Annotated in this window: 8 protein-coding genes; 6 read left to right on the forward strand and 2 right to left on the reverse strand. The window is 71.6% G+C overall.

The annotated features are described in order from the left end of the window. The first annotated feature begins 34 nt into the window (after nucleotides 1-34). Both ABZZ38_RS21580 and ABZZ38_RS21585 read left to right on the forward strand, forming a co-directional pair. Nucleotides 35-3,811 carry an AAA family ATPase gene (locus ABZZ38_RS21580; RefSeq protein WP_356742289.1) on the forward strand — a complete coding sequence of 1,259 codons (3,777 nt, stop codon included), beginning with the start codon at nucleotides 35-37 and terminating at the stop codon, nucleotides 3,809-3,811. A gap of 197 nt (nucleotides 3,812-4,008) precedes the next feature. Next, on the forward strand, nucleotides 4,009-5,427 hold the full coding sequence (locus ABZZ38_RS21585) for a sugar porter family MFS transporter (protein ID WP_356742293.1): 1,419 nt from the start codon (nucleotides 4,009-4,011) through the stop codon (nucleotides 5,425-5,427). Nucleotides 5,428-5,576: 149 nt separating this feature from the next. Here the strand turns inward: ABZZ38_RS21585 and ABZZ38_RS21590 are convergent, their stop codons facing one another. Next, the gene (locus ABZZ38_RS21590) at nucleotides 5,577-7,025 is read right to left on the reverse strand and encodes a cytosine permease (protein ID WP_356742296.1); all 1,449 of its coding nucleotides are present in this window, start codon (nucleotides 7,023-7,025) and stop codon (nucleotides 5,577-5,579) included. Between the two features lie 100 nt (nucleotides 7,026-7,125). Between ABZZ38_RS21590 and ftsY the strand changes: the two genes are divergently transcribed. Next, nucleotides 7,126-8,352, forward strand: coding sequence for a signal recognition particle-docking protein FtsY (gene ftsY / locus ABZZ38_RS21595; RefSeq protein ID WP_356742298.1), 1,227 nt, complete (start codon nucleotides 7,126-7,128; stop codon nucleotides 8,350-8,352). A 133-nt stretch (nucleotides 8,353-8,485) separates the two neighbouring features. Here the strand turns inward: ftsY and ABZZ38_RS21600 are convergent, their stop codons facing one another. Next, nucleotides 8,486-9,136 carry a bifunctional DNA primase/polymerase gene (locus tag ABZZ38_RS21600; protein ID WP_356742300.1) on the reverse strand — a complete coding sequence of 217 codons (651 nt, stop codon included), beginning with the start codon at nucleotides 9,134-9,136 and terminating at the stop codon, nucleotides 8,486-8,488. Between the two features lie 427 nt (nucleotides 9,137-9,563). Here ABZZ38_RS21600 and ABZZ38_RS21605 point away from each other — a divergent pair, with 427 nt between their 5' ends. The 3 genes from ABZZ38_RS21605 to ABZZ38_RS21615 all read left to right on the forward strand — a co-directional run bounded on the left by ABZZ38_RS21605 (nucleotide 9,564) and on the right by ABZZ38_RS21615 (nucleotide 13,054). Continuing rightward, entirely contained in the window at nucleotides 9,564-11,039 is a 1,476-nt protein-coding gene (locus ABZZ38_RS21605) for a hypothetical protein (RefSeq protein ID WP_356742304.1), read from the forward strand. Between the two features lie 321 nt (nucleotides 11,040-11,360). Continuing rightward, nucleotides 11,361-12,719: an ammonium transporter gene (locus tag ABZZ38_RS21610; protein ID WP_356742307.1), complete on the forward strand. Its 1,359-nt coding sequence runs from the start codon at nucleotides 11,361-11,363 to the stop codon at nucleotides 12,717-12,719. Continuing rightward, the gene (locus ABZZ38_RS21615) at nucleotides 12,716-13,054 is read left to right on the forward strand and encodes a P-II family nitrogen regulator (protein WP_073754579.1); all 339 of its coding nucleotides are present in this window, start codon (nucleotides 12,716-12,718) and stop codon (nucleotides 13,052-13,054) included. The genes ABZZ38_RS21610 and ABZZ38_RS21615 overlap by 4 nt, the downstream gene beginning before the upstream one ends. The last annotated feature ends 61 nt before the right edge of the window (nucleotides 13,055-13,115 follow it).

The following is a 13,115-nucleotide window of genomic DNA, read 5'->3' on the forward strand; positions in this document are numbered from 1 at the left end:
ATCAAACGAACGGTGGAAGGTAGAGTCCGGGGGCGTGCACCTCAAGGCCCTGACCCTCCGCGGTTTCAAGTCGTTCGCCTCCGCCACCACCCTGCGGTTCGAACCGGGGATCACCTGCGTCGTGGGCCCGAACGGCTCGGGCAAGTCCAATGTGGTGGACGCGCTCTCCTGGGTCATGGGGGAGCAGGGCGCCAAATCCCTGCGCGGCGGCAAGATGGAGGACGTCATCTTCGCCGGGACGACCGGCAGGCCCCCGCTGGGGCGCGCCGAGGTCTCCCTCACGATCGACAATTCCGATGGCGCCCTGCCCATCGACTACGCCGAAGTCACCATTACGCGGATCATGTTCCGCAACGGCGGCAGCGAATACCAGATCAACGGCGACACCTGCCGGCTGCTGGACATCCAGGATCTGCTCAGCGATTCCGGCATCGGCCGGGAAATGCACGTCATCGTCGGCCAGGGCCAGCTCGACTCCGTCCTGCACGCCGACCCCATGGGCCGCCGTGCCTTCATCGAGGAGGCCGCGGGCGTCCTCAAGCACCGCAAGCGCAAGGAGAAGGCGCTGCGGAAACTGGACGCGATGCGGGCGAACCTCGCGCGCGTGCAGGACCTCACCGACGAGCTGCGGCGCCAGCTCAAGCCGCTCGGCCGGCAGGCCGCGGTGGCGCGGCGGGCCGCCGTCATCCAGGCCGACCTGCGCGACGCCCGGCTGCGGCTGCTCGCCGACGACCTCGTACGCCTCCAGGAGGCGCTGAAGGCCGAGATCGCCGACGAGGTGGCCCTGAAGGAGCGCAAGGAGCGCGCGGAGGCCGACCTCAAGGCGGCCCTCGGGCGGGAGGCGGAGCTGGAGGACGAGGTACGGCGCCTCGCGCCGCGGCTCCAGCGTGCCCAGCAGACCTGGTACGAGCTGTCGCAGCTGGCCGAGCGGGTGCGCGGCACGATCTCGCTGGCCGACGCGCGCGTGAAGAGCGCCACCGCGCCTCCCGTGGAGGAGCGGCGCGGCCGGGACCCCGAGGACCTGGAGCGCGAGGCCGCCCGCATCCGCGAACAGGAGGCGGAGCTGGAGGCCGCACTGGAGGCGGCCGAGCGGGCCCTGGAGGACACCGTCGCGCACCGCGCCGAACTGGAGCGTGAGCTGGTGGTGGAGGAGCGGCGGCTCAAGGACGTGGCGCGCGCGATTGCCGACCGGCGCGAGGGGCTGGCCCGGCTGTCCGGGCAGGTCAACGCGGCCCGTTCGCGCGCCGCCTCCGCGCAGGCCGAGATCGACCGGCTGGCCGCCGCCCGCGACGAGGCCCAGGAGCGGGCCGTCACCGCCCAGAAGGAGTACGAACAGCTCAGGGCCGAGGTGGACGGGCTGGACGCGGGCGACGCCGAGTTGGCCGAGGTCCACGAGGCGGCCAGGCGTGAGCTCGCCGACGCGGAGGCCGCGCTCACCGCCGCGCGGGAGGCCGCCACCGCGGCGGAGCGCCGGCGCGCGGCGACCCAGGCGCGCCACGACGCCCTCGCGCTCGGCCTGCGCCGCAAGGACGGCACCGGCGCGCTGCTGGACGCCGCCGACCGGCTGGCCGGACTGCTGGGTCCGGCCGCCGAGCTCCTCACCGTGACACCCGGGTACGAGGTGCCGGTGGCCGCCGCCCTGGGCGCCGCGGCGGACGCGGTGGCGGTGCGCGACCCGGCGACGGCCGCCGAGGCGATCCGGCTGCTCCGCAAGCAGGACGCGGGCCGCGCGGCGCTCCTGGTGGGCGGCCCATCGCAGGCCGCGCCCCGGGTGCCGGGCCAGCCGTCGGACGAACCGGCCCCGGAGGCCCGGTGCGGCGGGCCGACCGGGGACGCGGACGCGCCCCCCGGAGCGGTGAGGTCCGGTGGCGTGCCGGTCCAGGGCGCCGGCGGCGGGGCTCCCGCGCCCGTCCCCGCGCGGGCCGAGGCCACGGCAGCCGTCCCCGACCGGGTCACCGGCCCCGGCGTGGTGGTGGACGTCGCGCCGGGTGAAGTCCGGGGGGCGGTCGCCCCGGTCGCCGTCACCGATCTCGTCCACGGCCCCGAGGGGCTCGTGCGCGCCGTGCGCCGGCTCGTACGCGACATGGTCGTCGTCTCCACCCTGGAGGACGCCGAGGAACTGCTCGCCGCCCGCCCCGAGGCCGTCGCCGTCACCGCCGAAGGGGACGTCCTCGGCGCGCACTTCGCGCACGGCGGCTCCGCCGGGGCGCCCAGCCTCCTGGAGGTCCAGGCCTCCGTGGACGAGGCCGCCGCCGAGCTGGCCGAGCTGGCGGTGCGGTGCGACGGGCTCGCCGCCGCGCAGCACGAGGCGACCGAGCGGCGCCGCGCGTGCGCCGTACGGGTCGAGGAGCTGGGGGAGCGGCGGCGCGCCGCCGACCGGGAGAAGTCCCAGGTGGCGCAAGCGCTCGGGCGGCTCGCCGGGCAGGCCCGCGGCGCGGCGGGCGAGGCCGAGCGCACCGCCGCGGCGGCCGCCCGCGCCCAGGAGGCCCTGGAACGGGCGACGGAGGAGGCCGAGGAGCTCGCCGAGCGGCTCCTGGTCGCCGAGGAGGCCCCGGCCGAGGAGGAGCCGGACACGTCCGTACGCGACCGACTCGCCGCCGACGGCGCCAACGCCCGCCAGACGGAGATGGAGGCCCGTCTCCAGGTCCGTACCCATGAGGAGCGGGTCAAGGGCCTCGCGGGCCGCGCCGACGCCCTCGACCGGGCCGCCCGCGCGGAACGGGAGGCACGCGCGCGTGCCGAGCAGCGCCGCGCCCGGCTGCGCCATGAGGCCGGGGTCGCCGCGGCCGTCGCCTCCGGGGCCCGCCAGCTCCTCGCGCACGTCGAGGTGTCCCTCGCACGGGCCGAGCGGGAACGGGCCGCCGCCGAGGCGGCCAAGGCGGCGCGCGAGCGGGAGCTGGCGGAGGCCCGGGCCCGGGGCCGGGGACTGAAGGAGGAGCTGGACAAGCTCACGGACTCCGTCCATCGCGGCGAGGTGCTCGGCGCCGAGAAGCGGCTGCGGATCGAGCAGCTGGAGACCAGGGCGCTGGAGGAGCTGGGTGTGGAGCCGGCGGCGCTCGTGGCCGAGTACGGGCCCGATCAGCTGGTGCCGCCCTTCCCTCCCGCCGAGGGGGAGGACCTGCCCGAGGACCCCGATCACCCGCGCAACCAGCCACGGCGTTTCGTCCGCGCGGAACAGGAAAAGCGGCTCAAGGCGGCCGAACGGGCGTACCAGCAGCTCGGCAAGGTGAATCCGCTGGCGCTGGAGGAGTTCGCCGCGCTGGAGGAACGCCATCAGTTCCTGTCCGAGCAGCTCGAGGACCTGAAGAAGACGCGGGCCGATCTTCTTCAGGTGGTGAAGGAGGTGGACGAACGCGTCGAGCAGGTCTTCACCGAGGCGTACCGGGACACCGCCCGCGAGTTCGAGGGCGTCTTCTCACGGCTGTTCCCGGGCGGCGAGGGGCGGCTGGTCCTCACCGACCCCGACAACATGCTCACGACGGGCGTGGACGTCGAGGCCCGCCCGCCCGGCAAGAAGGTCAAGAGGCTCTCGCTGCTGTCGGGCGGGGAGCGGTCACTGACGGCCGTCGCCCTGCTGGTGTCGATCTTCAAGGCCCGGCCGAGCCCGTTCTACGTCATGGACGAGGTGGAGGCGGCGCTCGACGACACGAATCTGCAGCGGCTGATCCGGATCATGCAGGAGCTCCAGGAGAGCTCCCAGCTGATCGTGATCACCCACCAGAAGCGGACGATGGAGGTCGCCGACGCGCTCTACGGCGTCTCCATGCAGGGCGATGGCGTGTCGAAGGTCATCAGCCAGCGCCTCCGCTGAGTGCCCTTCAAGCATTGAACGCAAGTGGACACGCCGATTGCCGGAATTCCCGTGACGCAGACTCTTGACTTAGAAACTTGAAGGCATAGTCTCTGCAACGTTGCTTTTACCTTCAAGTGGTGGGCGGCGAGAAGTTGTGCGCCACTGGAAGGGCTCGCCCCCCATGCCCGGCGACGCTGCCGGGACCAGGAGTTCACGTGACCAGCACCGCGCAGCCACCGGCGTCGGGAGCCCGAGAGGCCCATCCCGACCACCTCGGGCATGTCATCTTCATCACGGCCGCGGCCGCGATGGGCGGCTTCCTCTTCGGCTATGACAGCTCCGTGATCAACGGCGCCGTCGAGGCCATCCGCCACCGGTACGAGATCGGCCCCGGCACCCTGGCCCAGGTCATCGCGGTCGCCCTGGTCGGCTGCGCCATCGGTGCCGCCGTCGCCGGCCGGATCGCCGACCGCATCGGCCGCATCCGCTGCATCCAGATCGCCGCCGTCCTCTTCACCGTCAGCGCCGTCGGCTCGGCCCTGCCCTTCGCCCTCTGGGACCTGGCCATGTGGCGCGTGGTCGGCGGCTTCGCCATCGGCATGGCCTCGGTGATCGGCCCCGCGTACATCGCGGAGGTCTCCCCGGCCGCGTACCGGGGGCGGCTCGGCTCCTTCCAGCAGGCCGCCATCGTCATCGGCATCGCCGTCTCCCAGCTGGTGAACTACGGCATCCTGCAGCTCGCCGACGGCGACCAGCGCGGTGAGATCGCCGGCCTGGAGGCCTGGCAGTGGATGCTCGGCGTCATGGTCGTCCCGGCCGTGCTGTACGGCCTGCTCTCCTTCGCGATCCCCGAGTCGCCGCGCTTCCTGATCTCCGTCGGCCGTACGGACAAGGCCAAGGAGGTCCTCGCCGAGGTCGAGGGCCACAACGTCGACCTGGACGCCCGCGTGCGCGAGATCGAGCACGCCATGCGCCGGGAGCACAAGTCGACCTTCCGCGACCTGCTCGGCAGCCGCTTCGGCTTCCTGCCGATCGTCTGGGTCGGTATCGGCCTCTCGGTCTTCCAGCAGCTCGTCGGCATCAACGTCGCGTTCTACTACTCCGCGACGCTGTGGCAGTCGGTCGGCGTCAACCCGGAGAGCTCGTTCTTCTACTCGTTCACCACGTCGATCATCAACATCGTCGGCACCGTGATCGCGATGGTCCTGGTGGACCGGGTCGGCCGCAGGCCGCTCGCCCTCGTGGGCTCCGCCGGTATGGCCATCGCGCTGGCCTTCGAGGCGTGGGCCTTCTCCGCCGACCTCGTCGGCGGCAAGCTGCCCACCACACAGGGCATCGTCGCCCTGATCGCCGCCCACGTCTTCGTGCTCTTCTTCGCGCTCTCCTGGGGCGTGGTGGTCTGGGTCTTCCTGGGCGAGATGTTCCCGAACCGCATCCGCGCCGCCGCGCTGGGCGTCGCCGCCTCCGCGCAGTGGATCGCCAACTGGGTCATCACCGCCAGCTTCCCGTCCCTGGCGGACTGGAACCTCTCCGGCACCTACGTCATCTACACGGTCTTCGCCGTGCTCTCCATCCCCTTCGTGCTCAAGTTCGTGAAGGAGACCAAGGGCAAGGCGTTGGAGGAGATGGGCTAATCCCCGCTGCCCCTCTCCTCACCAACGTACTGCCCCGGCTCGCATCCCGAGCCGGGGCAGTACGTGTTGAGGCGGTCGCCGTCGTGAGCCTCAGCCGGTCGGAGTGAGCCTCGGTCGGTCGGGGTGACGGTCAGCCGGTCGGGGTGACGTCAGACGGACACGGGAGCGGACTCGGCCTCCGGCTCCCGCGCAGGCGCCGCGTCCCCTGTGCCGCGCCCCGGCAGAACGGCGTACAGCCCCGCCGCCACCACGATCGTCACGAGCCAGCCCAGCCCGTTCCGGCCGACCCACGACCCGGCGAGCGGACCGGCGAACCAGTCCACCTTCGTGAAGAGCAGCCCCACCACCAGCGCCACACCCCACGCGGCCATCGCCCGCGGCGCGAAGCCGCCCCGGTACCAGTAGGCGCTCGTCCGTCCGGTGTCCATCAGCGCCTCGCCGTCGTACGACCCGCGGCGCAGCATGTCGACGCCGAAGACCCCGATCCAGGCCGAGAAGGCCACGGCCAGCAGTGTCAGGAAGGAGATGAACGACCCGATGAAACTGGTCGCCACCACCATCAGCAGGAAGCCGAAGACCAGCGAGATCACGGCGTTCACACTGACCGCCCAGGCGCGTGGCACCTTGATGCCGAGCGTCTGCGCGGTGAACCCGGCGGAGTACATCGACATCGAGTTGATCAGCAGCATCCCGATCAGCGCGATCAGCAGGTACGGCACGGAGATCCACGCCGGCAGCAGCTCGCCGATGAACGACACCGGGTCCTGCGCGGACGCCAGGTCCGGCGTCGACACCGCCATCACCGCACCCATCAGCACCATCGGCAGGACGACGATCCCCGCGCCGCCGACCGTGGCCCCGACCATCGCCCGGCTCGACGCCGTACGCGGCAGATAGCGGGTGAAGTCCGGGCCGGAGGGCACCCAGCTGATGCCGCCCGCCGCGATCGTGCCGATGCCCGCGACCATCATGGCCGTCGAGCCGGCCGGCTTGCCGAAGACCGCGCCCCAGTCGGTGCGGGCGAGCAGGTACACCAGCACCAGCACGGAGAAGGCGCCGAAGAGATACGTCGACCAGGTGCTGCACACCCGCAGCGCCTTGATGCCCAGCCCGGACACCAGGAACGTGGCGGTGACGAAGAGCAGCAGGGTGACGACGATCAGCGGGGTGCTGCCGCGGACCCCGAAGAGCAGGTCCAGCACCGTCAGCACGGCGTACGCGCCGGTGACCGCGTTGATCGTCTCCCAGCCCCAGCGGGCGACCCAGATGAGTGCGCCGGGGAAGAGATTGCCGCGCTGACCGAAAACCGCCCGCGACAGCGCCATGCCGGGCGACCCGCCCCGCTTGCCCGCGATGGATATCAGGCCGACGAGCCCGTACGAGAGGACGGGCGCGGCGATCGCGACGACCAGTACCTGCCAGAAGTTCAGGCCGTTGAAGACGATCAGCCCGGCGCCCATGGTGAGCAGCAGCACACTGATGTTGGCCGCGACCCAGGTGGGGAACAGCTCCCGGACATGACCGGTGCGCTCGCTCGCGGGAACGGGATCGAGACCGCGGGTCTCCATCGCGCCTTCGGACTCGGAGGCGTGGGGCATGGATCAGCTCCGTGCGGTGAGGGGGGATTCACGCCATCGTACATTCACCCCCAAAAGGCGCAGATAGCGGCTTACGCCCCTGGGGGATACTGGACGGGTTATGGACATCCTCATCCTTGCTGTAGTCATCGCTCTGGTCGCGGTCGGCGCGATCAGCGGCCTCGTGGTCAGCAGCCGCAAGAAGAAGCAGCTGCCGCGCCCGCAGGCGCCGTCGACCCCGCCGACCATCACCGCTCCGCCCGCCGAGCCGCACGTCGGCGAGGAAGCGGAGACACCGCGGGAGGAATCGCGCCGCACCATCGAGGAGCTGGACCTCCCGACGGCCGACGAGGCGCTCGGGGCGCCCGCCGCCGTCGAGGACCCGCTCGTCGCGGCGCCGCCCGCGCCCGAGATCGAGATCCCGGAACCGACCGCCGGCCGGCTGGTCCGGCTGCGCGCCAGGCTCGCCCGCTCGCAGAACTCCCTCGGCAAGGGGCTGCTCACCCTGCTGTCCCGGGAGCACCTCGACGAGGACACCTGGGAGGAGATCGAGGACACCCTCCTCACCGCCGACGTCGGTGTCGCGCCCACCCAGGAACTGGTGGAACGCCTTCGTGAACGCGTGAAGGTGCTCGGTACGCGGACGCCCGCCGAGTTGCGGACGCTGCTGCGCGAGGAACTGCTCACCCTGCTGGGCACGGACTTCGACCGCGCGGTGAAGACCGAGAGCGGTACGGACACCCCGGCCGTCGTGATGGTCGTCGGTGTGAACGGCACCGGCAAGACCACGACCACCGGCAAGCTGGCGCGGGTCCTCGTGGCGGACGGCCGCTCGGTCGTCCTGGGCGCGGCGGACACCTTCCGCGCGGCCGCCACCGACCAGCTCCAGACGTGGGGCGACCGGGTCGGCGCCCGGACCATCCGCGGCCCGGAGAACGGCGACCCGGCCTCGGTCGCCTACGACGCGGTCAAGGAGGGCATCGCAGAGGGCGCCGACGTCGTCCTGATCGACACGGCGGGCCGGCTGCACACCAAGACGGGCCTGATGGACGAGCTCGGCAAGGTCAAGCGCGTCGTCGAGAAGCACGGCCCGCTGGACGAGGTCCTGCTCGTCCTCGACGCCACCACCGGCCAGAACGGCCTGATCCAGGCGCGCGTCTTCTCCGAGGTCGTCGACATCACGGGCATCGTGCTGACCAAGCTGGACGGCACGGCCAAGGGCGGCATCGTGGTCGCGGTCCAGCGCGAACTGGGCGTCCCGGTGAAGCTGGTCGGCCTCGGCGAGGGCGCGGACGACCTGGCGCCCTTCGAGCCGGAGGCGTTCGTCGACGCCCTGATCGGCGACTAGGACGGTGCGGTTACGGGCGGGCGCCCTTCCGGGGGTGCCCGCCCGTTCGTGTGCGCCCGCCCGTTCGTGTGTCGCCGGGTGGCGGGGTGGCCGGGTCGCCGGGTGGCCGGGCCCGGCCTCGGGGGAGGCCCCGCTACGTCCCCGAGCGGTGGCAGCTGTACGCCAGCGTGCCCAGCAGCAACCGCGCCTGGGGTGGGCCGCCGGCGTCGAGGGCCGGTGGGCGCAGCCAGCGGGAGGGGCCCCGGCCCCCGTGATCCGACGGGGGCGCCGTGATGTACGTGCCCGGACCGAGGCCGTGCAGGTCCAGATCCGCGTCGTCCCAGCCCATCCGGTACAGCAGCCGCGGCAGCTCGGCCGCCGCGCCGGGCGCCACGAAGAACTGGGCCCGTCCGGTCGGGGTCACGCACACCGGGCCGAGCGGCAGGCCCATCCGCTCCAGCCGGACCAGGGCCCGGCGGCCGGCCCCTTCGGCGACCTCCAGGATGTCGAAGGCCCGCCCCACGGGCAGCATCAGCGCGGCACCGGGGAACGCGGACCAGGCCTCCGTGACCGCGTCGAGCGTCGCGCCCGCCGGTACCTCCGGGGCGAAGCCGAGGGGGTGCGCCCCCGGGGCCGTACAGGAGGGGTCGCCGCAGGAGCAGCGGCCGGAGACGGCCCGCGCGCCCGGGACCACGTCCCAGCCCCACAGGCCGGTGTACTCCGCCACGGCGGTGCACTCCGCGGTGCGCCCGCCGCGGCGCCGTGAGCCCGACAGGATGCGGGTGCCGCCGATCGTGAAGCCCATGCCCCCTCCAACGGGTGGAAACGCCGGTGGTTACGACCCGGAGTCTTGCGGTCACTTTCCGTCGCCGCCATGGGTCGGTGGGCGGCGCGCGGGGGCAGTGAGGGTGGTGCGGACCATCATGCGCACCACCGTGTGCGCCGATCCGCCGGCCCCTGATCGTCGTATGTCAAGTGAATCGCGCCCGGTCGCGGGTGAGTTCATTCAAAGGGGTGGCGAATGGTGGCGTTTATGGAAACGACCTCCCCCGTCGGTGATCGTAGGATTACTTTCGGTACACGAAGCCCGGGGGTAGTGACCGTTCACATGGGTATGCCGGGGGCAAGTCGGTTCCCCGTTCGAAGAGTGCGACTCGCGGACGGACGGCCACAACTCACGGCATTCTGATAAGGGTTCGCGCAACAGGCGACGAGCGGATGGGGGCGTTCCAGTGGGCGGCAGTGGCGCAGACGGTACCAACGCCGGCAAGCGCCCGAACGAGCAACTGAGCTCGTGGTTCGTGCGCAGCGGCTGGTCCAAGGGCGAGCTCGCGCGCCAAGTGAACCGCCGGGCGCGCCAGATGGGCGCACATCACATCAGCACCGACACCTCGCGCGTACGGCGCTGGCTCGACGGCGAACAGCCGCGCGAGCCCATCCCGCGCATCCTGTCCGAGCTGTTCTCCGAGCGGTTCGGGACCGTCGTCGCCATCGAGGACCTCGGGCTGCGCACCGCCCACCAGTCACCCTCGGTGTCCGGCGTCGACCTCCCCTGGGCCGGCCCCCAAACGGTCGCCCTGCTCAGTGAGTTCTCACGCAGCGACCTCATGCTGGCCCGCCGCGGCTTCCTCGGCACCTCCCTGGCCCTGGCCGCGGGCCCCTCCCTCATCGAGCCCATGCAGCGCTGGCTCGTCCCGACCCCCGCCGCCGACCCCGTCCGTCCCGAGCAGCCGACCGCGCTGCGCCGGCCCACCCGGCTCTCCAAGCCGGAGCTGGAGCTGCTGGAGTCCACCACCGCCATGTTCCGCCAGTGGGACGCCCAGTGCGGCGGGGGACTGCGCCGCAAGGCGGTCGTGGGCCAACTCCACGAGGTCACCGACCTGTTGCAGGAGCCGCACCCGTCCTCCACCGCCAAGCGGCTCTTCAAATGCGCCGCGGAACTGGCCGAACTGGCCGGCTGGATGAGCTACGACGTCGGCCTCCAGCCCACCGCCCAGAAGTACTTCGTCCTCGCCCTGCACGCCGCCAAGGAGGCCGGCGACAAGCCGCTCGGCTCGTACATCCTGTCGTCCATGAGCCGCCAGATGATCCACCTCGGGCGGCCCGACGACGCGCTGGAGCTCATCCACCTCGCCCAGTACGGCAGCCGCGACTGCGCGACCTCGCGCACCCAGGCCATGCTGTATGCGATGGAGGCCCGCGCCTACGCCAACATGGGGCAGCCCGGCAAGTGCAAGCGGGCCGTGCGAATGGCCGAGGACACCTTCGCCGACGCCGGCCTCGACGACGAGCCCGAGCCCGACTGGATCCGCTTCTTCTCCGAGGCGGAGCTCAACGGCGAGAACGCCCACTCCTACCGCGACCTCGCCTATGTGGCCGGGCGCAGCCCCACGTACGCCTCACTCGCCGAGCCGGTGATGCGGCGCGCCGTGGAGCTCTTCGGCAAGGACGAGGAGCACCAGCGGTCGTACGCGCTCAACCTCATCGGCATGGCCACCGTGCACCTGCTCAAGCGTGAGCCCGAGCAGTCCACCGCCCTCGCCGAGCAGGCCCTCCACGTCGCCAGGCGGGTCCGCTCCGAGCGGGTGAACACCCGGCTGCGCAAGACGGTCGACACGGCGGCCCGCGACTTCGGCGACGTACCGGAAGTCGTCCGGCTCACCGACATCCTCACCGCCCAGCTGCCCGAGACCGCCGAAGCGGTCTGATCACGGTGGGCCCCACCGGACCCCGGCCGCGACCGTCACCCCTGTACAGCCCGACTCGGCTCCCTCACGCCAGGTCAACAGGGTGACCGTCGCGGCCGGTCTCTTGCCACCCGCGGAGGGTACCGCCGTTACACGTCCGTGACCCTGCGGTTCATGGCGGCGTAACACATGGGCGCTCTTCGTCACTGCGGCGAAACATCGTGCGGCATCGACCGAAACCGCGCTGCGTAAATCTCATGGCTCATAACCGGCCATCCCTCAGAGCCGGCGCAGCACCGGTTCCGCCCCGCACAGGTTGTATTCGACGACGAGGAGACGCCGATGCCCCCAGGCATCACGACCCTTGCCGCAGACGCGCCCACGCTGTCTGCCGCCAACACCGGGTTCATGCTCATCTGTTCCGCCCTGGTGATGCTGATGACACCGGCCCTCGCCTTCTTCTACGGAGGCATGGTCCGCGTGAAGTCCACGCTCAACATGCTGATGATGAGCTTCATCAGCCTCGGGATCGTCACGATCCTGTGGGTGCTCTACGGCTTCAGCATGGCCTTCGGCACCGACTCGGGCTCCCTCATCGGCTGGTCGTCCGACTACGTCGGCCTCAGCGGCATCGGGATCACCGAGCTGTGGGACGGCTACACCATCCCGGTGTACGTCTTCGCCGTCTTCCAGCTGATGTTCGCGATCATCACGCCCGCCCTGATCAGCGGCGCCCTCGCCGACCGCGTGAAGTTCACCGCCTGGGCGCTGTTCATCACCCTGTGGGTCACGGTCGTCTACTTCCCGGTGGCCCACTGGGTCTGGGGCACCGGCGGATGGCTCTTCGAGATGGGCGTCATCGACTTCGCGGGTGGCACCGCCGTCCACATCAACGCCGGTGCGGCCGCCCTCGGCGTCATTCTGGTCATCGGCAAGCGCGTCGGCTTCAAGAAGGACCCGATGCGGCCCCACAGCCTCCCGCTGGTCATGCTGGGCGCCGGTCTGCTCTGGTTCGGGTGGTTCGGCTTCAACGCCGGCTCGTGGCTCGGAAACGACGACGGCGTCGGCGCGGTGATGTTCCTCAACACGCAGGTCGCCACCGCCGCCGCGATGTGTGCCTGGCTGGCGTACGAGAAGATCCGCCACGGTGCCTTCACCACCCTCGGCGCCGCCTCCGGCGCGGTCGCGGGCCTCGTCGCCATCACCCCGGCAGGCGGCTCCTGCTCGCCGCTGGGCGCGATCGCCATCGGCGCCATCGCCGGTCTGCTCTGCGCCATGGCCGTCGGCCTCAAGTACAGGTTCGGCTACGACGACTCGCTCGACGTCGTCGGCGTCCACCTCGTCGGCGGTGTCGTCGGCTCCCTGCTCGTCGGCTTCTTCGCCACCGGCGGCGTCCAGTCCGAGGCCAAGGGCCTCTTCTACGGCGGCGGCCTGGAGCAGCTCGGCAAGCAGGCCACCGGTGTCTTCGCGGTCCTCGCCTACTCTCTGATCGTCTCGGCGCTGCTCGCCTTCGTCATCGACAAGGTGATGGGCATGCGGGTCAGCGAGGACGTCGAGGTCTCCGGCATCGACCAGGTCGAGCACGCCGAGACGGCGTACGACTTCAGCGGCGCCGGCGGCGGATCGCGCAAGGTCCTCCCGACGGCACCCGCCGAGACCCTGCCGGCAGCGGAGCAGCACAACAAGAAGGTGGACGCATGAAGCTCATCACCGCAGTCGTCAAGCCGCACCGTCTGGACGAGATCAAGGAGGCCCTCCAGGCCTTCGGTGTCCAGGGGCTGACGGTCACCGAGGCCAGCGGCTACGGACGGCAGCGCGGGCACACCGAGGTCTACCGGGGTGCCGAGTACACCGTCGACCTCGTCCCCAAGATCCGCATCGAGGTGCTGGTCGAGGACGAGGAGGCCGAACAGCTCATCGACGTCGTCGTCAAGGCCGCCCGTACCGGCAAGATCGGAGACGGAAAGGTGTGGAGCGTCCCCGTCGACACGGCGGTCCGCGTCCGCACCGGCGAACGCGGTCCCGACGCACTGTGAGCGAGTGAGCCGAGGGGGCGCGCGGGCGTCGACCGGGCACGACCGGCCGTCGACGCCCGCG

This window comes from Streptomyces sp. NPDC006368 (assembly GCF_040612535.1).
GTDB lineage: Bacteria > Actinomycetota > Actinomycetes > Streptomycetales > Streptomycetaceae > Streptomyces.